Annotated in this window: 20 protein-coding genes and 1 riboswitch; of the genes, 9 read left to right on the forward strand and 11 right to left on the reverse strand. The window is 63.3% G+C overall.

Annotation, left to right across the window (positions count from 1 at the left end):
• Positions 1-35 precede the first annotated feature (35 nt).
• Complete coding sequence (locus tag ACSQ2A_RS00175; RefSeq protein ID WP_436070602.1) at positions 36-1,139, reverse strand: 2'-deoxycytidine 5'-triphosphate deaminase; 1,104 nt, start codon at positions 1,137-1,139, stop codon at positions 36-38.
• Between the two features lie 79 nt (positions 1,140-1,218).
• A riboswitch (SAM riboswitch) is annotated at positions 1,219-1,294 on the forward strand.
• A gap of 39 nt (positions 1,295-1,333) precedes the next feature.
• Here ACSQ2A_RS00175 and metZ point away from each other — a divergent pair.
• Together metZ and ACSQ2A_RS00185 are read left to right on the forward strand one after the other, a co-directional pair.
• Positions 1,334-2,539 (forward strand): O-succinylhomoserine sulfhydrylase, encoded by a 1,206-nt coding sequence (gene metZ, locus ACSQ2A_RS00180; RefSeq protein WP_436070603.1) that lies wholly within the window; start codon positions 1,334-1,336, stop codon positions 2,537-2,539.
• Between the two features lie 152 nt (positions 2,540-2,691).
• On the forward strand, positions 2,692-3,510 hold the full coding sequence (locus ACSQ2A_RS00185) for a transporter substrate-binding domain-containing protein (protein WP_436070604.1): 819 nt from the start codon (positions 2,692-2,694) through the stop codon (positions 3,508-3,510).
• Here ACSQ2A_RS00185 and ACSQ2A_RS00190 read toward each other — a convergent pair whose 3' ends face one another.
• The gene (locus tag ACSQ2A_RS00190) at positions 3,511-4,125 is read right to left on the reverse strand and encodes a DUF2306 domain-containing protein (RefSeq protein ID WP_436070605.1); all 615 of its coding nucleotides are present in this window, start codon (positions 4,123-4,125) and stop codon (positions 3,511-3,513) included. It abuts the gene before it with no gap.
• Between the two features lie 75 nt (positions 4,126-4,200).
• Between ACSQ2A_RS00190 and ACSQ2A_RS00195 the strand changes: the two genes are divergently transcribed.
• The gene (locus ACSQ2A_RS00195; protein ID WP_436070606.1) at positions 4,201-4,806 is read left to right on the forward strand and encodes a TetR/AcrR family transcriptional regulator; all 606 of its coding nucleotides are present in this window, start codon (positions 4,201-4,203) and stop codon (positions 4,804-4,806) included.
• A gap of 7 nt (positions 4,807-4,813) precedes the next feature.
• Here the strand turns inward: ACSQ2A_RS00195 and ACSQ2A_RS00200 are convergent, their stop codons facing one another.
• Positions 4,814-5,227, reverse strand: coding sequence for a tellurite resistance TerB family protein (locus tag ACSQ2A_RS00200; RefSeq protein WP_295416569.1), 414 nt, complete (start codon positions 5,225-5,227; stop codon positions 4,814-4,816).
• Between the two features lie 145 nt (positions 5,228-5,372).
• Here ACSQ2A_RS00200 and ACSQ2A_RS00205 point away from each other — a divergent pair, with 145 nt between their 5' ends.
• A complete protein-coding gene (locus ACSQ2A_RS00205) occupies positions 5,373-7,028 on the forward strand; it encodes a lysine--tRNA ligase (protein WP_436070607.1) in 1,656 nt (551 codons plus the stop codon).
• A gap of 222 nt (positions 7,029-7,250) precedes the next feature.
• Here the strand turns inward: ACSQ2A_RS00205 and aac(6') are convergent, their stop codons facing one another.
• Both aac(6') and ACSQ2A_RS00215 read right to left on the reverse strand, forming a co-directional pair.
• Positions 7,251-7,727: an aminoglycoside 6'-N-acetyltransferase gene (aac(6'), locus tag ACSQ2A_RS00210; protein WP_436070608.1), complete on the reverse strand. Its 477-nt coding sequence runs from the start codon at positions 7,725-7,727 to the stop codon at positions 7,251-7,253.
• On the reverse strand, positions 7,694-8,335 hold the full coding sequence (locus tag ACSQ2A_RS00215; RefSeq protein ID WP_436070609.1) for a S24 family peptidase: 642 nt from the start codon (positions 8,333-8,335) through the stop codon (positions 7,694-7,696). Before ACSQ2A_RS00215 ends, aac(6') begins: the two co-directional genes overlap by 34 nt.
• A 130-nt stretch (positions 8,336-8,465) precedes the next feature.
• On the opposite strand from ACSQ2A_RS00215, the gene ACSQ2A_RS00220 reads away from it, so the two are divergent.
• Positions 8,466-8,822, forward strand: coding sequence for a DUF952 domain-containing protein (locus tag ACSQ2A_RS00220; protein WP_436070610.1), 357 nt, complete (start codon positions 8,466-8,468; stop codon positions 8,820-8,822).
• On the forward strand, positions 8,819-9,931 hold the full coding sequence (locus ACSQ2A_RS00225) for a quinone-dependent dihydroorotate dehydrogenase (protein WP_436070611.1): 1,113 nt from the start codon (positions 8,819-8,821) through the stop codon (positions 9,929-9,931). The genes ACSQ2A_RS00220 and ACSQ2A_RS00225 overlap by 4 nt, the downstream gene beginning before the upstream one ends.
• 267 nt (positions 9,932-10,198) lie before the next feature.
• Here the strand turns inward: ACSQ2A_RS00225 and ACSQ2A_RS00230 are convergent, their stop codons facing one another.
• Together ACSQ2A_RS00230 and ACSQ2A_RS00235 are read right to left on the reverse strand one after the other, a co-directional pair.
• Positions 10,199-10,873, reverse strand: a complete 675-nt coding sequence (locus ACSQ2A_RS00230; RefSeq protein ID WP_436070612.1) for a nucleoside/nucleotide kinase family protein — start codon at positions 10,871-10,873, stop codon at positions 10,199-10,201.
• Positions 10,873-11,160, reverse strand: a complete 288-nt coding sequence (locus tag ACSQ2A_RS00235) for a DUF6460 domain-containing protein (RefSeq protein ID WP_436070613.1) — start codon at positions 11,158-11,160, stop codon at positions 10,873-10,875. Before ACSQ2A_RS00235 ends, ACSQ2A_RS00230 begins: the two co-directional genes overlap by 1 nt.
• A 65-nt stretch (positions 11,161-11,225) precedes the next feature.
• Here ACSQ2A_RS00235 and ACSQ2A_RS00240 point away from each other — a divergent pair, with 65 nt between their 5' ends.
• Together ACSQ2A_RS00240 and pdeM are read left to right on the forward strand one after the other, a co-directional pair.
• Positions 11,226-13,727 carry a ligase-associated DNA damage response DEXH box helicase gene (locus ACSQ2A_RS00240; protein WP_436071609.1) on the forward strand — a complete coding sequence of 834 codons (2,502 nt, stop codon included), beginning with the start codon at positions 11,226-11,228 and terminating at the stop codon, positions 13,725-13,727.
• 92 nt (positions 13,728-13,819) lie between these two features.
• Positions 13,820-14,524, forward strand: coding sequence for a ligase-associated DNA damage response endonuclease PdeM (pdeM, locus tag ACSQ2A_RS00245; RefSeq protein WP_436070614.1), 705 nt, complete (start codon positions 13,820-13,822; stop codon positions 14,522-14,524).
• Positions 14,525-14,605: 81 nt separating this feature from the next.
• Here the strand turns inward: pdeM and ACSQ2A_RS00250 are convergent, their stop codons facing one another.
• From ACSQ2A_RS00250 to ACSQ2A_RS00265, 4 genes are all read right to left on the reverse strand, one after another.
• Positions 14,606-15,370 (reverse strand): TIGR02186 family protein, encoded by a 765-nt coding sequence (locus ACSQ2A_RS00250; protein ID WP_436070615.1) that lies wholly within the window; start codon positions 15,368-15,370, stop codon positions 14,606-14,608.
• On the reverse strand, positions 15,367-16,293 hold the full coding sequence (locus tag ACSQ2A_RS00255) for a sulfite exporter TauE/SafE family protein (RefSeq protein WP_295416594.1): 927 nt from the start codon (positions 16,291-16,293) through the stop codon (positions 15,367-15,369). Before ACSQ2A_RS00255 ends, ACSQ2A_RS00250 begins: the two co-directional genes overlap by 4 nt.
• Positions 16,294-16,524: 231 nt before the next feature.
• Positions 16,525-16,923 carry a VOC family protein gene (locus ACSQ2A_RS00260; protein WP_295416596.1) on the reverse strand — a complete coding sequence of 133 codons (399 nt, stop codon included), beginning with the start codon at positions 16,921-16,923 and terminating at the stop codon, positions 16,525-16,527.
• 31 nt (positions 16,924-16,954) lie between these two features.
• Positions 16,955-17,626, reverse strand: a complete 672-nt coding sequence (locus ACSQ2A_RS00265; RefSeq protein WP_295416599.1) for a response regulator — start codon at positions 17,624-17,626, stop codon at positions 16,955-16,957.
• Positions 17,627-17,801: 175 nt separating this feature from the next.
• On the opposite strand from ACSQ2A_RS00265, the gene ACSQ2A_RS00270 reads away from it, so the two are divergent.
• On the forward strand, positions 17,802-21,320 hold the full coding sequence (locus ACSQ2A_RS00270) for a peptidoglycan-binding protein (RefSeq protein WP_436070616.1): 3,519 nt from the start codon (positions 17,802-17,804) through the stop codon (positions 21,318-21,320).
• The last annotated feature ends 71 nt before the right edge of the window (positions 21,321-21,391 follow it).

Here is a 21,391-nt window from a genome sequence, read left to right on the forward strand (position 1 = left end):
AGATGCGGGAAATCTGTGAAGCCGTCAAGCCGCCCTTACGGAAACGACTTGAAGTGCTTTGAGAGTTTCAGCGTCTGGGCCTGATAGTTCGATCCGAGTGCCGAGCCATAGAGACGGTCGGGCTTTTCAGCGAGCTTTTCGTAGATCAGCTTGCCGATGCTCTGCCCGTGGCCCAGGAGGAACGGCACTTCGCGGCTGCGCACTTCTAGCACCGCGCGGCTCCCCGTGCCGCCGGCCGAAGAGTGGCCAAAACCGGGATCGAAAAAGCCGGCATAATGCACGCGGAACTCGCCCACCAGCGGGTCGAAAGGCACCATTTCCGCCGCATGGCTTGGTGGCACATGCACGGCTTCGTGGCTGACAAGGATGTAAAATTCATCCGGGTCGAGCGTCAGCTCCAGATGCCCGCGATTGTAGAGCGGCTCCCAGAAATCGAGCACGTCGAGCGCATTCTTCTTGTCGACATCGACAACGCCGGTATGCCGCTTGGAGCGGAACCCGATCAGCCCGTTGCGGCCCTCCCCCTGAAGGTCGATGGAGAGCGCCACGCCTTCGCCAACCGGCTGGTCGCCGCCGATGACAAGCGTATCGCTGGCATGCAGCGCCTGATGCTCGGCCGAAGAAAGGCGCGTATCGCCGCAGCGGAAGCGCATCTGGCTCAGCCGCGACCCCGTCCGCACCAAGACCGGAAAGGTGCGCGGGCTGACTTCAAGATAGAGCGGCCCCTTATAGCCCGCCGGCATCTGGTCAAAGCCGCGCGCCCGATCGCCAATGACGCGGGTAAAGACGTCGAGCCGTCCGGTAGAGCTCTTGGGATTTGCCGAAGCGCTCACCTCGGTCGGCAAGTCGAGGCTTTCCTGCAGCGGTACGAGATAGACGCAGCCACGCTCCAGCACCGCCCCGCGCGTCAGGTCGATTTCATGCAGCTTGAGCGCTTCGATCCGATCGGCCATGGAATGGGCCGGCCCCGGCAAAAAGCTCGAGCGCACCCGATAGGCGACATCGCCGAGCCGGAGATCAAGGCTCGCCGGTTGCACCTGGTCGGCATCGAATGGCTGCGCCGTCGCAATAGCGCCCTGCGCATGCAGCTTTTCGATCAATCGTGCAGGAAAGACGCCTTGCGGCCAGGCCTCTGCCATGGTGCGGTGCTCCGGCAAATCAGGGGTCGCTCTCCCTAGCAAAGCCTGAACATTGACGCCACCGGCCAATTGCGGTTTAGTCATTTCCAGTGGTGATTTGGCCGGTCGCTTGCAGCCACTTAAAACAAATTGCTAAAGACCGTTGGTAACCGGCCGCCACTTGCGTGCCGGTTTTTTTGTTTGAAGGCGAAGCTATGTCTAAAGATAAAAATCCCCTCCTTGATCCCAAGCGGCGCTCGGCAGCGACGCAGATGGTCCACGGTGGAGGCAAGCGTTCGCCCTTCAACGAAACCAGCGAAGCGCTCTTTCTTAATTCGGGCTATTCCTACCCAAGTTCGCAGCACGCCGAGGACCTGTTCCTCAACAAGATCGCGGGCCACAATTATTCGCGCTTCGCCAATCCCACCGTCGACATGTTCCAGGAGCGCATGGCCCTGATCGAGGGCGCAGAAGCCGCCCGCGGCTTCGCCTCGGGCATGGCCGCCGTCACCAATGCAGTGATGAGCCAGGTCCGCGCCGGCGACCACATCGTCGCCGCCCAAGCACTGTTCGGCGGCTGCCGCTATGTGGTGGAAGACTATGCGCCGCGCTTTGGCGTTGAATCGACTCTGGTCGATGGCCGCGATCCCGAAAATTTCGCCCGCGCCATGCGCCCGAATACCAAGGTCGTCTTCATAGAGACCCCAACCAACCCGACGCTCGAACTGGTCGACATCAAGGCCGTCGCCGACATTGCCCACGCCCATGGCGCCAAGCTGATCGTCGACAACGTCTTCTCGACCGCGCTCTACCAAAAGCCGCTCGAACTCGGCGCCGATCTCGTCACCTATTCAGCCACAAAACATATCGACGGGCAGGGCAGGGTGCTCGGCGGCATCGTGCTGGGCTCGAAAGCCATTATCGAAGCCGACGTCCACACCTTCCTCCGCCAGACGGGCGCCACCCTCAGCGCCTTCAATGCCTGGGTGCTGCTGAAAGGTCTTGAAACCTACGCCCTGCGCATCCGCCAGATGACCGACAGCGCCGAAAAGATCGCCGAGGCCCTCGCTTCGCACCCCAAGGTCAACCGCGTCATCTATCCGCACCACAAGAGCCACCCGCAATACGATCTGGCCAAGCGCCAGATGAGCCGCGGCTCGACCCTCCTCGCCCTCGACCTCAAGGGCGGCCAGGAAGCGGCATTCACGCTCTCGGACTCGCTCGCGGTGGTGTTGATCTCCAACAATCTGGGCGATGCGAAATCGCTGATCACCCATCCGCGCACCACCACCCATGCGCGCCTCACCGAGGAAGTGCGCCTCGAAACCGGCGTCACCCCGGGCCTCCTGCGCCTCTCGGTCGGCCTCGAAGATGCCGATGATCTGATCGCGGACCTGATGTACGCGCTCGATCAGGTGTGAGCTTTTCGTGAGCCACTGGCTTCCCTTCTCCCCTTATGGGACTTTGAGGCGGCCCGCAGGGGCAAATCGCTCCAGTGGAGCGATTTGAGGTGAAAAGGCCACGAGAGCTGCGCTCGAGTGGCGGGGCCCGACCGGCCGTAGAGGGATATTTGATGCGTCGTAACTGGGCTGGCCTTTTTGGCGCCATGGCAGTCATTCTCGCCACCCCCGCGCTCGCCCAGCCGCTCCCTTATCATTCCGATCCCGACGCCCGCGAAATCCTGCCTTTGCAAGGTTCCGTCCCGGCCATCCGTTTCCTCACCACAGCCGATTTCCCGCCCTTCAATTTTCGTGACACCAATGGCGAGCTGATCGGCTTCAATGTCGATCTCGCCAAGCGCATCTGCGCCGAGGTCAACATTGCCTGCACGCTCCAGGCCTGGCCCTGGGATCAAGCCGCCAATGCTCTCGCCGATGCGCAGGGCGATGCCCTCATCGCCGGCCTCGCCGTCACGCCCGAAAACGGCGAAAAGTTCGATTTTTCCTCGACCTATCTCGCGCTGCCCGGTCGCTTCGTCACCCGCGCCGATGACGCCGCCAGCTTCTCGGTCGCAAACCTTTCGGGCAAAACCGTCGCCATCCGTGCCGGCAGCGCCCATGCCGATTACATGGCGCGCTACCTGCCCAACGTGACGGTGGAAACCTTCGCTTCCGAAATCGAAGCCCTAACGGCACTGCGCGATGGCAAAGTGGACGCTTATTTCGGCGATGCCATGCGCTCGGCCTTCTGGCTCAACGACAATCCGGCCTGCTGCTCCTTTGCCGGTGAACCCTATTTCCGCCCCGAACTTTTCGGCGAAGGCCTCACCATCGCCGTCCCCGCGGGCAATGACGCGGCCCGCCACGCCATTGATTGGGCCCTGGTGCGTCTCAAGGAAAACGGCGCGCTGGATGAACTCTACCTGCGCTGGTTCCCAGTGGGCTTTTACTGATCAGGCCGCTCGCAGCCGCAGTGATGTGCCCCGCCGCAAGACCAGCTCGGCCACAATGAGATTGGGCACCCAGCACAGCCAGGCTATTGCCGAATAGGCGGTGTCGAAAGGCAGGTCGAGCAGCAGGGTCGCAAACACCTGCAGTCGCAAGCTGACGGCCGCCAGCGTCAGGGCGATGGAGCGGATCATCCATCGCCGATGGGCCAGGCGGTCGCCCTGCATGGCCAGGCCAATACCGCGGATGGTCGTCGCCAGCCATGCAATGGCCAATAGACCAAAGCCCCAGGCCGCAACGGCGCCGGCCTCTGTCGTCAGGGCCAGCCAGAGCCCCGATAGCCCGGAAAGAACAATGGCAATGCCATAGGCGCGGCCGAGCAGGCGATGAAGGCCAGGCTTCGAAGCGCGCAATCCGTTCCAGAGCTGAAAGGGAACGAGCGCCAGTGCCGCCGGGGCGAGGACGACATGGGTGTAGAAGGCAATGGGTCGTAAATCGGCATGATAGGCCACATGGCCCATGGAGGACTCGACCCCCGCCCAGAGGAAGCGCCAAGAGGCGATCGCTATCCCAAGGCACAAAAACCAGATCAGTCCTGTTCTCAAAGTCGATGCCAGCATGTCGTCCTCCTCAAACTTGACACTGTAAAGATCAGTCAACTTGACAATGTCAAGTTTTAGTCGATAGAGTCGTGCATGGTCGAAATAGCTCCCCCTGCCAAGCACACGCATCACCACGGCAATCTGCGTGAGGCGCTGGTCAGTGCTGGGCTGTCGCTCCTGGCCAGCGAGGGCGCAGCCGGCCTCACCTTGCGCAAATGTGCCGCCATGGCGGGCGTTTCCCATGCCGCGCCTGCCCATCATTTTCAGGGCATTGCCGGTCTTCTGGATGCGATTGCCGCGCGCGGTTTCACGCTTTTCGCCGATGCCATGGAAGCGGAAGCGGCCAATGGGCCGGATGAGCCGCGCGCCCGGCTCGAAGCGATTTGCCTCGCCTATTTCGCCTTTGCCAAGGCCAATCCGGCCCTTTACGACCTGATGTTCCGGCAGATCTGGTCACTGGCAGGCAAGGAGCCGGAACTGGGCCGCGCCGGCGCCCGCGCCTATGGGGTGCTGGCCGCCGCCTGCGCCCCCTTCGTGGCCGACGGGGTCGAGCCGGCCACGATCGAAACCCAGGTCTGGAGCCTCATCCACGGCTATTCGGCACTGGTGCTGGTGGAAAGGATCGACAGCAACAGGCCGCTGGCGTCCGTAGAGGACCTTCTGGGCCTGCTCCGAAGGCTCGATCTCAAGACCGCATAGGTTTTTGCTAGCTCGGCATCCGTCGGTGCCGCGCCCGCGCCGCAACTTCGATCGCCGCCGTGGTCAACCGATCAAGCGACAACCGGTCACGCAGCATTTCGAGATAGCGCAGCTCTTCCTGCTCGAGATGAAGGTCTACCGAAGTCACCTCGACGGCCAGCGCATAGGCCGTATCCTCGAGCTTTTTCGGCAGCGCCGCCAGCGCATTGTCGATCACCCGGTCGAGCCCGTCCGGCCCGTTGAGCAGATCCGCGCATTCATTCGCCACTGCCGTCAGCCGCGCTTTGTCAAAGCCCTCGAACACCGGCAGCCGGTCGATCAGCGCCTGGATGCGAATGAGCTCGCGCTCGGTCATCGTGCTGTCCGAAGAGGCAGCCACCAGCATCAGGTGAATGAGAGCGTCGTGGGCAGAGATGGTCATGGCGCCTTCCAGCAATGAGCAGTGCTCCAAGAACTAGGCTGCCCGGCCGTGTTTCGCAACCACCTGCGACATTGACGTAAGCCGAAGGGAATGCGACACCGCCCTACTTCTATCCTCCTTGCACCACCCGAAAGGCCTCCGCCCAGTGTCGCCCGCTGTTTTGCCCGCCCTCGATCCCGATTTCTTTGAGCCTGCGCAGTCCGCTCGCGCCTGGCCGTTCGAAGAAGCCCGCAAGATCGTCAAACGGCTGGAAAAGTCGGGCAAGGGCGAGGCCCTGTTCGAGACCGGCTATGGACCCTCGGGCCTGCCCCATATCGGCACTTTTGGCGAAGTGGCGCGCACCACCATGGTCCGCACCGCCTTCCGCCTGCTCACGCGCGATGAAATTCCGACTCGGCTCCTCTGCTTCTCGGACGATCTCGATGGCATGCGCAAGATCCCGGATACCGTCCCCTCCAAGGAGGCCATGGAGCCGCATCTGCAAAAGCCGCTAACCTCGGTTCCCGATCCCTGGACCAACGAATACGAGAGCTTTGGCCACCACAACAACGCCATGCTCCGCCGGTTCCTTGACACTTTTGGGTTCGACTACGAATTCGCCAGCGCCACCGACTATTATCGCTCCGGCAAGTTCGACACCGTGCTGCGCCTCGCTGCCGAGCGCTACCAGGCCATCATGGATGTGATGCTGCCGACCCTCGGGGCCGAGCGCCAGGCGACCTATTCGCCCTTCCTGCCGATCTCCCCGATTTCCGGCCGCGTGCTCTATGTGCCGATGAAGGAAGTCAACGCCAAGGACGGCACCGTCACCTTCGCCGACGAAGACGGCCGCGATACCACCGTCCCGGTCACTGGCGGCCACGTCAAGCTGCAGTGGAAGCCAGACTTCGGCATGCGCTGGGCCGCGCTCGGCGTCGATTTCGAAATGTTCGGCAAGGACCACCAGACCAATCAGCACATCTACGACAAGATCTGCGCGATCCTCGGCGGCACCCCGCCCGAGCACTACGTGTATGAACTGTTCCTCGACGCCGAAGGCCAGAAGATTTCCAAGTCGAAGGGCAATGGCCTGACCATCGACGAATGGCTGACCTATGCTTCGACGGAAAGCCTGGGGCTCTACATGTTCCAGAAGCCGCGCGTCGCCAAGCGCCTGCACTTTGATGTCATTCCGCGCGCCGTCGACGAATACTTTGCCCACGTCGCAGCCTACGAAAAGCAGGATGCTGCCGCACGCCTCGAAAACCCGGCCTTCCATGTCCACTACGGCAATGTGCCCAAGGTCGACATGCCGGTCACCTTCGCGCTGCTGCTTAACCTCGCTACCGCATCCAACCCGGAAACCCCGGAAGTCATGTGGGGCTATATCTCGGCCTATGCGCCTGGTGTCTCCGCCAAGACGCATCCGCATCTCGACGCGCTCGTCGGCTATGCCATGCGCTATTTCCGCGATTTCGTTGAGAAGACCTATCGCGCGCCCGACGATGTCGAGCGCGCCGCGCTCGAAGCCGTCTCCGCTGCCTTCGCCGAACTCCCGGCCGATGCCAGCAACGAAACGATCCAGAATGCGGCCCTCGACGTCGCCCGCACCATCGAGCGCTATCAGGACCACACGAAGAAGGGCCCCACGGGCGGTCCCGGCGTCTCCGGCGATTTCTTCCAGATGCTCTACCAGGTTCTTATTGGCCAGGAACGCGGCCCCCGCTTCGGCTCCTTCGCCGCACTCTACGGCATCGACAACACCCGCAAGCTCATCGCCAAGGCGCTGGCTGAAGAGCTTCAAGCCGTCCCGCGGGGATAATCGCGCCAGTGGCGCGATTAGAGGCGCGAAGGCCATGAGAGCTATGCTCGAATGGCGATTGGACTTGAGGCACCGGGGACGTCACCCCCTCCCACCCTCCCCCATCAAGGGGGAGGTGCAGGGACTGTGGGTGGGCGCAGGATGGTGCCAAACACTCGATGCAGCACCTCCCCCTTGATGGGGGAGGATGGGAGGGGGTGGAGTCCCACGCACAAACCCCTGCTACAACAACACTTTCCTGAAAAACACCACCCGCTGGGTCTCCTCAAACCCCAGCGCGCGATGCATATCGAGGCTCGCAAAATTCTCCGGCGCGGCATCCGAAGCGAATTCCGTGCAGCCCTGCTCTCGCGCCCAGGCCTCGATCGCACCAACCAGTGCCCGCGCCACGCCCTGCCCACGTGCCTCGGGTGTTACAAAAATCCCTTCGAGAAACGCCACCGGCGATGTCTTGCAGCCATTCACATAATCACGCCGCAGCGCCGCCTCGGCAAAGCCCAAGGCCACCCCGTCCGCACCACGCGCGATCAGGTTGATCGTCTCTCCGGCATCATCAAGCAGTTCGGCAATATCGGCCGCATGTTCTTCATCGCGACCGCCCGGCCAAAGCGCCGTCCGCATGGCCAACCAGTCCGCGGCATCCGCCTTTGTTGCCGACGCAACCCTCACTGGCTGGCCCAGATGATCCGCGCGATCCATTCGATATCCCCGGTATTGAGCACCCGCGGTTCATAGGCGGGATTGAGCGAATGCAGCTCGATCTGCTTGGCGCTCTGCCGATAGAGGATCTTGGCCATCACCTCGCCTTCGCGCGTTTTCACCACCACCCGGTCACCGCGCCGCACCTGTTCGGTGGGCGAAACCACCACCCGGTCGCCCTCGCGATAAAGCGGCTCCATGCTGTCGCCCTGGATTTCGAGCGCATAAATGCCGGGATCGACCGGCGAGGGCAGGGTGACCTCGTCCCAGCCTTCCCCGGCCGGAAAACCGGCGCTGTCGAAAAAGCCGCCCGCACCCGCTTGGGCTAGGCCCAGCAGCGGCACGGTCTGCCCATAGGGCGTATTACTGGTCTGCATGAATGCTCCCGCTCCGGCGAGAAAACTGTCAAACCCTTCGCCCGTCGCTTCCAGAATTTTGGAAATGCTTTCGGTCGATGGCCAGCGCTCGCGCCCGTCCTTGCTGACGCGCTTGGAAACATTGAACGCGGTGGCATCGAGCCCGGCGAGCCGCGCCAGGGCCGAAACCGAATGGCCATGGCGCTGCGCCAGCGCGTCGATACCATCCCAGATGGCCCGGTGAGAAAGCATTGTCGAAGCCGTTAAAAGGACATTGATCAGGATTAAGGAAATTAATCCTAGATTAATACCCGCCCACTCCCCTGTAAAGCCCGCGCAATCACGCTTGCCCAGACTTGCTCACTTAACTAGGTTCGCGCCCATGTCGACACCCGAGCTGATCTACAAAATCACCACTGCCGTGGCCTACGCGCCGGCACGCGTTTCCGGCCATTTCGAAGGCATGCCCATCGACCACAAGGATGGCTACATGCACTTCTCGACGGCGGCGCAATTGTCCGAAACCCTGCGCCTGCATTTTGCCGGGCAGGCGGGCCTGCTGCTGCTTGCGGTCCCCACGGCCGATCTCGGAAACGACCTGGTCTGGGAGCCCTCGCGCGGCGGCGAACTTTTTCCGCACCTCTATGGCGGGGCCCTGAAACTCTCGACTATCGTCTGGGAAGAACCGATCAGCGTTGCTGCCGATGGGTCCTGCTCGCTGCCCGCAGGTGTCAAATGATCCTCTCTGCCTTCGCTCCGCTGCTGCGCAATGCCGGCCTTGCCAATCTGACGCGCGATACGCTGCTGCGCATGGATCCCGAAACCGCCCACGGCGCCACCATCACCGCCCTGCGCTTGGGTCTCGCGCCTCAGCAGGAGCACAAGGATCCGCCCGAACTCGCGACGACCGTTTGCGGTCTCGAACTGAAAAACCCCGTCGGCATGGCCGCGGGCTTTGACAAGAATGCCGAAGTGCCGCGCCCACTGGCGCTCATGGGTTTCGGCATGGTCGAAATCGGCACCGTCACCCCGCGCCCGCAGACCGGCAATCCAAAGCCGCGCCTCTTCCGCGTCGCCCCCGCCGATGGCGTCATCAATCGCATGGGCTTTAATAATGAAGGCCACGACGCCGCTTTTGCGCGCCTGAAGGGGCTGCGCGTCCCGGCTGCCCTCGGCGTCAATATCGGCGCCAACAAGGATAGCGAAGACTTCGTCGCCGACTATGTCCTGGGCGTAAAACGCTTCGCCGACCTCGCCGACTATCTCACGGTCAACATCTCCTCGCCCAACACACCGGGCCTCAGAAATCTCCAGGCCGACGAAGCCCTCACCCGGCTTCTTGACGCTGTGCTCTCCGCCCGCGCCAAAGCAAAAACCCGCGTGCCGGTCCTCCTCAAAATCGCGCCCGATCTCGACGAGACCGCGATGGACGCCATCGCCCGCGTCATCCTCGCGACCGATCTCGACGGCCTGATCGTCTCCAACACCACCGTTTCGCGCGATCCCGTCGCCGGCATGGAAAACGCCGGCGAAACCGGCGGCCTCTCGGGCAAGCCGCTCTTCCCGCTTTCGACCCAGCGCCTCGCCCAGATGCGCCAGCGCGTCGGCACTTTGCCGTTGGTTGGCGTCGGCGGCATCCATTCTCCGCAAACGGCTCTGACAAAAATCGAAGCCGGCGCCAACGCCATCCAGCTCTATTCGGCCATGGTCTTTGGCGGCCTTGACCTCCTCGACCGCATCAAGCGCGGCCTCGTCGCCGGCGTGCGCTCGGCCGGCAAGAAGAACATTTCCGAACTCGTCGGCATCAAGACCGACGCCTGGGCAAGGGGGGAGGGCGACGTTTCATAAGGGTAGCCACGCCTCAGTCCTCATGGTGCAGTGCGTCGCGTAAACGAAGCCTCAAACCACGAGGACGTGGCTACAATGCCGCCCCTGAGCAGACTTTTGCCGCCTCAACCTCGACATCGCGCGGATCAAGCGTCGCCGTCAGATTCTGCCGAAATATATCGGCCGAGATGATCCCAACGCATTCCCGAAACGGGCTCGGCCGCAACAGTATCGCGCCAGCAACGATTCCAGATCCGACCAAAATGGCCGCTGCGACGATCCAGGCGTTCACTGCTCGACATCCAGCGCGATGACCACATCGGCCCGATCCTGCGACAGCATCACGCGATCATAGTTCGGCAAATCATTGCGCTCGATATGCGCCCGATTGCGCTCCTCGGTGAAGAGCCCCTCTTCGCCATGCCGCTTCATCAGCCGCGCCCGCACCAGTTCGCGCGGCACAGTGATGAAAGCCGAAAAATCCAGCAGCGGCTTCACCTCGGCCCAGGGTGCATCGCCAAGCAACAGATAATTCCCCTCGACCACCAGCACCTTCACCTCGGGCGCCACTGTAAAAGCGTCCTCGACCGTATCCTCGATTTTTCGCGAATAACCCGGCCCACTCACCGCGTCCGTTGCCGCCTTCAGCCGCCCGAGAAATGCAACGAACTCCCCGCCCTCGAATGTATGCGGCGCACCCTTGAAGTCGGTCTGCCCCATGGCCTCGAGCTTGGCATGCTTCATATGGAAGCCATCCATCGGCACCAGCGCCGCCGAGCCCGGCGCCGACACATTCAGCGCCGCTACCAGTTCCGCCGCCAGCGTCGATTTGCCAACGCCCGGCCCACCAGCCAGCCCAATGGCAATCCGCCGCCCCTGCGCCTTCTCGGCCAGCTCCTGCGCCTTCCATGTTAATTCGGTCAGCGCATCGATCGGCGTCAGCTTCAGCCGTCCCTCAAGCATCAGCGCCTCAGCATCAGGCGCAGGATCAGCCAGACCGGCAAGACGATCGCCGCGCCCGTCAGCACATAGGTCCCCAACTGCCTGAACACTGCACCACCATCGCGCAGCATATCGCGCACGGCGTCCACGGCCCCACGCACGAGATCGGCAGCATCGAACCCGAACACCGACATGATGAAGCCGACAAACAGTGAAATCAGCACCAGCTTGATGGCGAGTGACCCCGGCCGATCGCCCAATAGGCGCTCGAGACCGGAACGAGATGCGGGTCGGCTGTCTTCTGTCATCGGTCGGCTCCGTTTGGCAGTGTTGAGACCATCATATAGGCTTGTGGGTGATTTGCAGTAGGTGCCTGTTGTCAACTTTCGCGGACTCCGCTCTTCCTCCAATCATCGCCAACTGGTTCGCGTCGCGCGGCTGGTCGCCCCGTCAGCACCAGCTCGACGTCCTCCGGAGCTACCAGTCCGGCGCCGGCCAACTCCTCATCGCCCCCACCGGCGCCGGCAAGACCATGGCCGGTTTCCTGCCCACGCTCTCCGAACTGGTCGACGGCAAGTTCCAGGGCCTCCACACCCTCTACATTTCGCCGCTGAAAGCCCTCGCGGTCGACGTGCACCGCAACCTCTCCAACCCCATCGACGACATGGGCCTGCCCATATCAGTGGAAGCCCGCACCGGCGACACCTCCGCCAGCAAGCGCACCCGCCAGCGCGTAAAGCCGCCCCATATCCTCCTCACCACCCCCGAGCAGCTCGCCCTCCTGATTTCCCATCCCCATGCCGAACTGATGTTCGGCACCCTCCGCCGCGTCGTCCTCGACGAACTCCATGCCCTCGTCACCTCAAAGCGCGGCGACCTCCTCTCCCTCGGCCTCGCACGCCTCGCCAAACTCGCGCCCGACATGCGGATCACTGCGCTCTCCGCCACCGTCGCCCGCCCCGACCTCCTCCGCGATTGGATCGCCCAGCCGCATCCCGACCGTCCCACCGATCTCCTTCGCATGATCGGCGGCGCTCCGCCCGACCTCGCCATTCTCGAAACCGAAGAGCGCCTCCCCTGGGCCGGCCACTCCGCCAACTATGCCCATCGCGAACTCTACGAAACGATCAAGCAGCACAAGACCACGCTCCTCTTCGTCAACACCCGCTCCCAAGCCGAAATGCTGTTCCAGGGCCTCTGGAATATCAACGAAGACATGCTCCCCATCGCCCTCCACCACGGCTCTCTGTCAGTGGAGCAACGGCGCAAGGTCGAAGCCGCCATGTCCGACGGCAAGCTGAAGGCCGTCGTCTGTACCTCCACCCTCGATCTCGGCATCGACTGGGGCGATGTCGATCTCGTCGTGCAGGTCGGCGCCCCAAAAGGCTCCTCGCGCATGCTGCAGCGCATCGGCCGCGCCAATCACCGGCTCGATGAACCCTCAAAGGCGCTTCTCGTCCCCTCCAACCGCTTCGAAGTTTTGGAATGCGAAGCGGCCGTCGAAGCGGTTTCGGAAAATCACCAGGATAGCGAAGACCCCCATCCCGGCGGCTATGACGTCCTCGCCCAGCACGTCCTGGGCATGGCCTCAGCCGAACCCTTCCTCGCCGACGACCTCTACGCCGAAATCACCCGCGCCTGGCCCTATCGCGACCTCACGCGCCCCAAATTCGACCGCGTCCTCGATTTCGTCGCCACCGGCGGCTATGCCCTCCGCGCCTATGAGCGCTATGCGCGCCTCAAGCAAAACCCCGATGGCACCTGGCGCCTCTCCCACCCTTCGGTCGCCCAGCAATACCGCTTGAACATCGGCACCATCATCGAAGAGCCCATGGTCCGCGTCCGGCTCATCCGCTCCAAGGAGCAGAAGCGCGGCCGCACCACCGGCCTCATCGGCGCCGGCGGCCGCGTCCTCGGCGAAATGGAAGAATACTTCTTCGGCACGCTTTCGGTTGGCGATACCTTCATGTTCGGCGGCGAAATCGTCGCCTTCGAAGGCATGAAGGACAACGAGGCTTTCGTCTCCCGCGCCGTCGCCCAAAACCCGAAAATCCCATCCTATATGGGCGGAAAATTCCCGCTCTCGACCTATCTCGCCGAACGCGTCCGCCGCATCATGGACACGCCCGGGGAGTGGAGAAAACTCCCCAACCAGGTCAGCGACTGGCTGCGCCTCCAGCGCGATTTTTCCGTCCTCCCCCGCCGCGATAGTCTGCTCGTCGAAACTTTTCCGCGTGGCACCAACCATTTTATGGTCTGCTACCCCTTCGAAGGGCGCCTCGCGCACCAGACCCTCGGCATGCTCCTCACCCGCCGCCTCGAACGCATGCGCGCCCGCCCGCTCGGCTTCGTCGCCAGCGAATATGCCCTAGCCGTCTGGGGCCTCGGCGATCTCTCGGCGCTGATCCGCACCGATCGCCTCTCGCTCGACGAACTCTTCGACGAAGACATGCTCGGCGATGATCTCGAGTCCTGGCTCGATGAGTCAGCCCTGATGAAGCGCACCTTCCGCAACTGCGCCATCATTTCCGGCCTGATCGAGCGCCGCCACCCCGGCAAGGAAAAGTCCGGCCGCCAGATCACCATGAGCAGCGACATCATCTACGACGTGCTCTACCAGCACGAGCCCGACCACATCCTCATCGAGGCTACCCGCCGCGACGCTGCCCGCGGCCTCCTCGACATCGAGCGCCTGGGCAACATGCTGGCCCGCGTCAAATCCCACATCGTCCACAAGCCCCTGCACCAGATTTCGCCCCTCGCCGTGCCGGTCATGCTCGACATCGGCAAGGAGCCGATTTTCGGCGAAGCCCGCGAATCGGCTATGGCTGATGCAGCCGATGAACTGCTCCGTGAAGCCATCGGCGAAATCTGAGGCCGCCTTTCATCACGGCGTCATTCCCGCGAAAGCGGGAATCTCCAGGTGACGAAGGCAGCACTATTGGGATTGGACAGAACAGCTACCAGATGAGCACTGTTGCCTTCGCTCCCGCTTTGGAGACCTCTTTGCTGCGCTTCGCCGGCCACAATTTCGAGCCCCTGCCGTCCGGCGCGCTCTTCTGGCACGCGCGCCAAACCCTGCTCGTCGCCGATCTCCATTTCGAGAAAATGGCGAGCTTTGCCCGCCGCGGCCAGATGCTGCCGCCCTATGATACGGGCATGACCCTCTCCCGCCTCGAGGCCGATCTCAGGCGCACCGGCGCGAAAAAACTCATCTCTCTCGGCGACACTTTTCATCGCGCCGATTCCAGCACGCTCCTCGGACAAACCGAACGCTTGCGCCTCGACGCCATCGTCGAAAGCGTTGACTGCACCTGGCTCTCCGGCAATCACGACCCCGCGCCCCACGTCATCGGCGGGCTCTGCTGCGCCGAACTCGAACTCGACGGCCTGACCCTCTCGCACGAGCCCATCAAAGGCAAAACCGGTCTCGTTGCCGGCCACCTCCACCCGGCCGCCCGCATCGCCATGGAAGGCCGCACCGCCCGCAGCGCCTGCTTCGTCCACGACAATCGCGTGCTGATCCTGCCTGCTTATGGCAGCTCCACCGGCGCCCTCAATATCCTGTCGCCCGCCTTCTTCGGCCTGCTGAACTGGCCCTCGGTGGAAGTGACCATGCTGGGCCGCGACCGAACCTATCCGGTGTCCACAAAGCGCCTGGTGCGCGGATAGCCTCGGGCTCCTTCGCCGTCGTCATTGCCGGGCTTGTCCCGGCAATCCATCCCGGTGGGGACGGCAAACACGGGTAGGGGACTACCGCCTAAACAGCACCCCGCCCAACCACCCGGTAAACAGCGCCAGCACCACGCAGGCAATGCCATAGAGCAGCGGATATTGCGTCGCCGACTGCGCCAGAAACCGCTCGAAGGCGATCTTGCGCACTGCAAACCCTTCGGACTTGCGCGCAATGATCTCGCCATTCTGGAACACATAGGTCTGGGCGATATAGGGCCCCGGCGGCGCGCTGCTTGGCAGCGTCAATTGCGCCGAATAGAACGTGTCGGAGTGAAACCGCACGCCATTTTCTTGCACCCCGAACAGACCCTGTTCCGACATCAGCCGGATCAGTTCTCGTCCGAAAACCAGCGTCTTCATGAACCCCGCAATATTGGGGATCATGGCGTGGGCTTCGGGCAGAATGAAATTCTGGTTGAGGAGGTTAATGTCGGCGATCTCGAGCAGTCGCCGGCTCGAGAGCACATGAAAATAGCTCGGAAAGCGCTTGAACTCGACCTGCTCGGTATTGAGCCAGATGCCGAAATTATGCGTCTTTTCGCGCGCCACCCGGTCCTGCGTTGGCCCGAGCACCACGATCACGACGTCGAAGGGTCCCTCGACATAGCGCTGCTCCGACCCCGCCTCCGGCGCGATCGTGCCAAAAAACGTCAAACGCTCGCCGTCAAAACTCGACGTGATCTGGATCGTGTCGTTGGAAACGCCCGAAACCAGCCGCGCCGCCGCACCCGCCGGCACTGCCGAAAACAGGACGATAAGCAAAAGCGCGAAAAGGCGGTTCATCGCACCGCACTCGTCACGGCCATGGAGAACACATCGTCCGGCGTCAGCACCAGTGACAGGCCGAAACGAATGGCAACCGCCAGCACCAGCAGCGCCAGGAGGCCCCGCAACTGCTCGCCGCGCAGATGCTGCCCCGCCGCCGCGCCAAACTGCGCCCCGGCCGTACCCCCCACCATCAGGCAGAAGGCGAGCAGAATATCGACGCTCTGGCTCTGCACCGCATGCATGATCGTCGTCGCCGCCATCATGGCCACGACCTGCGCCAGCGAAGTGCCGATCACCACATTGCCCGGCACGCGCAGCAGATAAACCAGCGCCGGCACCATGACGAATCCGCCGCCAATGCCGAGCAGCGAACCGACAAAGCCGATAAAAAGCCCGATCGCCAAGACGGGCAGCACGCTGATATAGAGCCGGCTCTTCTTGAAGCGCACCCGCCAGGGCAGGCCATGAATCCAGCTATGCTGGTTGGGCAGGCGTTCGCGCACCACCACGCCCTGCCGGCTCTTCAGCAGCGCCCGCACCGCTTCCTGGAGCATCAGAATACCGACAAAGCCGAGCAGAACCACAAAGCCCACGGCAATGACGAGATCGAGCTGTCCGTTGGCGCGCAGCACCGAGAAGGTGGCGACGCCACCAAAGGCGCCCAAAATGCCTGAGAGGATCAGGTACATTGCCAGGTGTAGGTCGATGCCGCCGCGTCGATAATGGCTGAGCGCACCCGAGGTCGACGCCGCCACCACCTGGCCCGTCACCGAGGAAACGGCCACCGAAGTCGGCACGCCGGAAAAGATCAGGAGCGGAGTAAGAAGGAACCCGCCGCCCACGCCGAACAGACCCGACAAAAAGCCGACCGCCCCTCCGATCCCCACGAGAAAGAAGAGGTTCACGGAAAGCTCGGCGATCGGCAGATAGATCTGCAAGACCCTGGGTCCCGTTTTGCGGTTGGCTGTTGAGCCAGAGGCTAACGGCTAGACCGTCAACAAGTGGTCAAGGTTCCAGAAAAACAGGACAAAATTGTATCGAATGGTTGGAATTTTTGTGCGGGAGGCCAGCCAGGCGTCGTCCTCCCACAGTGTCATTCTCGCGAAAGCGGGAATCTCTGTTTCGCGCACGGGATTCCCGCTTTCGCGGGAGTGACCGCGGAGGCAGACCTAATTCGCCGTCGGCGTCGCCATCAATTCCCAGACATTGCCCTCGGTGTCCTCGAAATAGGCCGAATAGCCCCATTCCGACTCTGTGCCCGGCGTGATGATCGAGCCCCCGGCAATCAGCACGCGCTCAAGGATCTCATCCACCTCTTCCGCACTATCGGCGCGGTGACTCAGCACAAAGCCCGGCGTACCTTCCAGCGTCTCGGGTTTTCCCGCCGTCTGCGCAATCTGCTCGCGCGGAAACAGCACGAAGGAAAAATCCTCGTCGAAGAAGAAGGCGACATGATCCTCGCCCGCGCCGATCTTGTCGTCCTCGATCTCGAATAGCGCGCGATAGAACACAAAGGCGCGTTCGAGCTCATCGACGCCGATGGTGATGATATTGATCTTGGGCTTCATCGCCTCGTCCTTCTCTATGTTGAGGAGGTGTCTAGGCTTTTTCTGCCCCAGTCGCAAACAGAGCCTCGAACTGGCCCTCCTCGATGCGCGCAGCAGCAATCACCGCTTGCGTGCGGCTATCGACATCGAGCTTCTGCAAAATGGCGGAAACATGCGCCTTCACCGTCGCTTCCGAAATGGATAGCTCATAGGCGATCTGCTTGTTCATCAGCCCGTCGCTGAGCATCATCAGCACGCGCACCTGCTGCGGCGTCAGGCTCGCCAGCCGCTTCATCAGCGCCGATTGCTCATCGTCTCCGGTGATCGTCGTCCCCTTGGGCACGAACACTTCGCCCGCCAGCACCGTCTCGATGGCTCGCCGAATTTCCGTCGGCCCCTCGGATTTATGCAGATATCCCGAAGCGCCCAGTTCAAAAGCGCGCCGCACCACGGTTGCGTCTTCGACGGCCGAAATGATCATCACCGGAATTTCCGGATATTGCGCCCGCACCAGCAGCAGCCCGGAAAACCCGCGTACGCCCGGCATATTGAGATCGAGCAGCACCAGATCGCAATCGCGATCGGCATCGAGCGATTTGCTGAGATTGGCGAGATCGCCTGCCTCTTCCACGCTGACCGTGGCATCGCCTCCCGCCAGCGTCTGGCGCAGCGCCGCCCGGAACAGGGGATGGTCATCCACGATGATGATGCGGCGACGAGTCATGGGCCAAAACTACTCCAAATCAGGGGGCGAAACCAGAAAACCACTCTTTTCCCGCCGGGGCATTTGCATATTGCAGCAATCCTTAACGGCTTCTTTACCATGTTTTCCCAAAAGTGACCGTTAGACCTTCGTGCTGCTTCGGCTTGGCACGCGCTCGCTTTGACAGGGACTGACCATGGCCCGCGCTTATCCGCAATCGGACTACGCCGATACCGCTTTCGACCCCGGCGCCGGGGATTGGCAGGCCCTGCGCGGCGAATTGGTCGCTCTCCTCGATCAGGTTGAAAGCCGTTTTGGCGCCGTGTCCGATGGGGCAGGGGTTTCCAATCGCGTCCGGCACCTGCGCGATCAGGTCAACACACCCGATCCTGCCAGCCGCCGCCGCAGCGAGGCCCTGCGCAGCGTCAAGCGCGCCGTCGATCGCTTCAATCCCCAGGACGATGAAGCGGGCGACCTCAACGCCGCCATTGCCGAAATCCGCAGCCGCCAGGGTGCATCGGTCATTTCCGCCATCGACCGCCGTCCCTCCGACATGCCCGAATTTCGCGAGCTGTCGAGCCTCGTCTCGGGCATGGGCGATCGCCTCGGGCGCCTGGAAGGCCAGCTCCGCACCGCCCGCAACAGCTCTTCTGACGTCCTCGAAGTCGCCTCCCAGGTCGAGCAGCTGACCCAGGTCGTCGAACTCCTCGCCGGCGCCGTCGGTGAAACCGGCCAGGTCAAGCGCCTGGAAACCCAGATCGCCGCGCTCGCCTCCATGATGAGCCAAGCACCCAAAGTCGATCTCTCCGCCGTCAATTCGCGCCTAGACGATGTCTCGGCCACGGTCGCAAAACTCGCCGAACTCCAGGCGCAGCAGATGGAACGCGAGATCATCCGCGAGGAGCGCGCCGAATTCGCCCCCAAGGGCAATTTTGAGCCGGCCATGGCTTCCATCGAAGCCAATGTGCGCAGCGTCTATGACCGCATCGACGCCATCGAGCGCAACATGAGCATTTCCTCGGGCGATTTCGAACGCCTGACGAGCGAAATGGCCGAGGTCACCCAGGCCCTGCGCGACAGTGCCGGCAATCCCGAAATCCTCGCTTCCCGTGTCGAAGTGCTGGTCCAGCGCCTGCAATCGGTCGATGGCGGCAGCGACGACGTTCTGGCGCTCAAGGACGACATCGCCGCCCTGCAGCAGTCCGTGCTCAAAAGCATGGAGCCACGCTTCCTACGCCTCGAAAGCCAGATCGAGGCTCTGTCGAGCAAGGTTGCCCCGGTCGATACATCTGCCGTCGAAGGCCATCTCAAGCGCCTGATGACCCGCATGGACGAAGCCGGCGCCCAGCTCGATGGCCTTGCCCGCCTCTATCACGATGCCGGCGACAAGCCCGATTTCGAATCCCTCGCGACCCTCGTCGCCGAGCGCACCAGCGATGCCATGAGTCGCAAGGCTCCGGCCCCCGTCGCCATGTTCGGCCCGGAAAGCCTGAAGACCATAGAGGATCGCATTTCGAGCCTCGTGCGCTCGGTCAGCAAGGGCGCGGGCGCCGACGCCGAAACCATCGCCAGCCTCGTTGCCGAAAAGACCTCGGCCGCCTTCGCCAAGTCCGGCGGCTCGGTCCCCGTGCTCAATCCCGAAGGTTTTGATGCGCTCGAAAAGCGCATGACCGCCGTCTTCAACACCGCCGGTAAGGACACCGCCGAACGCTTGGCCCGGCTCGAAGCTGCGCTTTCCGCGCGCACCCCCGCGCCAGCTTCTGCCGCTGCTCCCACGCGCGCCGAGCCCCCGGCACCGGCGCCCCAACCGCCAAAACCCCAGAGCCGCGCCTCCGAATTCGACGCCGCCGTCGAAGAGCCGAGCACGGCGCGCCTCGATTCCATCCTGTCGAGCCTCAACGGCAAGAAGCGCGCCGACACCATGCCGTCCAATCCGGCTGATGAGGCGCCGCTGGTCGATCGCGGCTTTGCCGATGTGCCGCGCGCCGCAGCGCAACCGCAGACTGTCGCCGCTGCCCCCGCGCCGCGTCCCGCCGCGCCCACGCCTCAGCCGGCCCGCCCGGCACAGGCCGAAGTGCAGCCCGCCTTCGATCCTGAAAAGGTCGATCGTCCGCCGCGCCCGCAGTCGAGCTTTGCCCAGTTCGACCGCGAGCCCTTCCCGGCCGCGCGCGCCGAAGCCTCTGCGCCCCCCGTCGAAGCCCCTATCTCCAATACCAGCACCTTCGTTGCCGCCGCACGCCGCGCCCAGCGCGCCCGGCAGGAGCAGCAGGTTTCTGAGCCCGCCAGCGGCAATTCGCTGATCGGCCGTGCTCTGGCGCGCGTTCGCCCACAGCCCAAGGCTGCGCTCGAAGAGACCGCGCCGGTCGCCACGCCCGAGCCCAAGGCGGAAAAGCGCCGTCCCCGCAAGCCGGCGCCGGAGGCCCCTGTCCTCGTCGATGGCGAGGAGGCCGCCGAGGCCCGTCCGAACTTCCTCGTGCGCAACCGCCGCACGCTGCTGCTTGCCGCCGCAGTGGTCGCGGTGTCCATGCTGACGCTCAATCTCGTCATGCAGCGCATGCGCACGGCCCCCGCCGCTGCCCCCGCGCAAACCTCCTCGATTGCGCCGAGCGCCATTCCCGTCGATCCGACCCCGGCCGCCGAAGTGTCCGAACTGGTGGCGCCGCGCGTCATCGACATGCTCGATGCAACATCGGTCGGCTCGATCAATCCGGGCGAGCGCATGAGCTTTGCCCGCGCCACCGAAACGCCGATGCCACCGGCCCTCGTGGCCAGCACCGGCCCCGCCAGGGCCGCCATCGAAACATTGACCGATGAAGCCGTCCCCACGACTGGTTCCATCGCCGCTGCCGCGCCCGAACAGTTCGAACTGCCGCCCGAAACTCTCGGCCCCCTGCCGCTGCGCCAGGCCGCTGCCGATGGCGACGCCAAGGCCCAGTTCGAAATCGCTGCGATCTACACCGAAGGCCGCGCCGTCGAAGCCAGCCCCGAAGAGGCTGCCAAGTGGTACGAGCGCTCGGCCGCCCAGGGCTTTGTGCCGGCACAATACCGCCTCGGCAATCTCTACGAGGCCGGCACGGGTGTCGAAAAAGACCTCGAAATGGCCCGCCTGTGGTACCAGCGCGCCGCTGAAGCGGGCAATCGCATGGGCATGCATAACCTTGCCGCGCTCTATGCCAGCGGCCAATTGGGTGAGCAGCAGTTCGAAGAAGCGGCCCAGTGGTTCACCCAGGCAGCCACCCTCGGCATGGTCGATAGCCAGTTCAACCTTGGCATGCTCTACGCCCGCGGCCTCGGCGTCGAACAGGATTTCGAGCAGTCCTACAAGTGGTTCTCGCTTGCCGCCAAGTCAGGGGATGCGGACGCGGGCAAGGCCCGCGACGATATCGCCAAATCCCTCTCGGCTGACGCCGTCAGCCGCATTGGCGGCGAAGTTGAGACCTGGGCCAGCGAACCCATTGCCCTCGACGTGAATTTTGCCCCGATCGGCACCTGGGCGGCTGATTTCGACCCCGGCGAAGCGATCGCCAACAAGGAAGTCGTTTCCCGCGTACAGCAGGCGCTCAACCGTCTCGGCTTTGACGTCGGCACACCCGACGGCGTCGCCGGCCCCAAAACGGCCGAGGCCATCCGCACTTTTGAGCGCGGCACGGGCATGAGCGAAAGCGGCAAGATCAATCCGCGCCTGCTCGCCGTGCTTGGCAGCCAGCCGGTCTAAGGCGCTCGTCCGCCTCTACCCCCGAACGTCATCCTCGGGCTTGACCCGAGGACACTTCACTTATGAAGGGC

Origin of the sequence: Devosia sp. LjRoot3 (genome assembly GCF_964252865.1) — a bacterium.
Classification (GTDB): Bacteria; Pseudomonadota; Alphaproteobacteria; order Rhizobiales; family Devosiaceae; genus Devosia.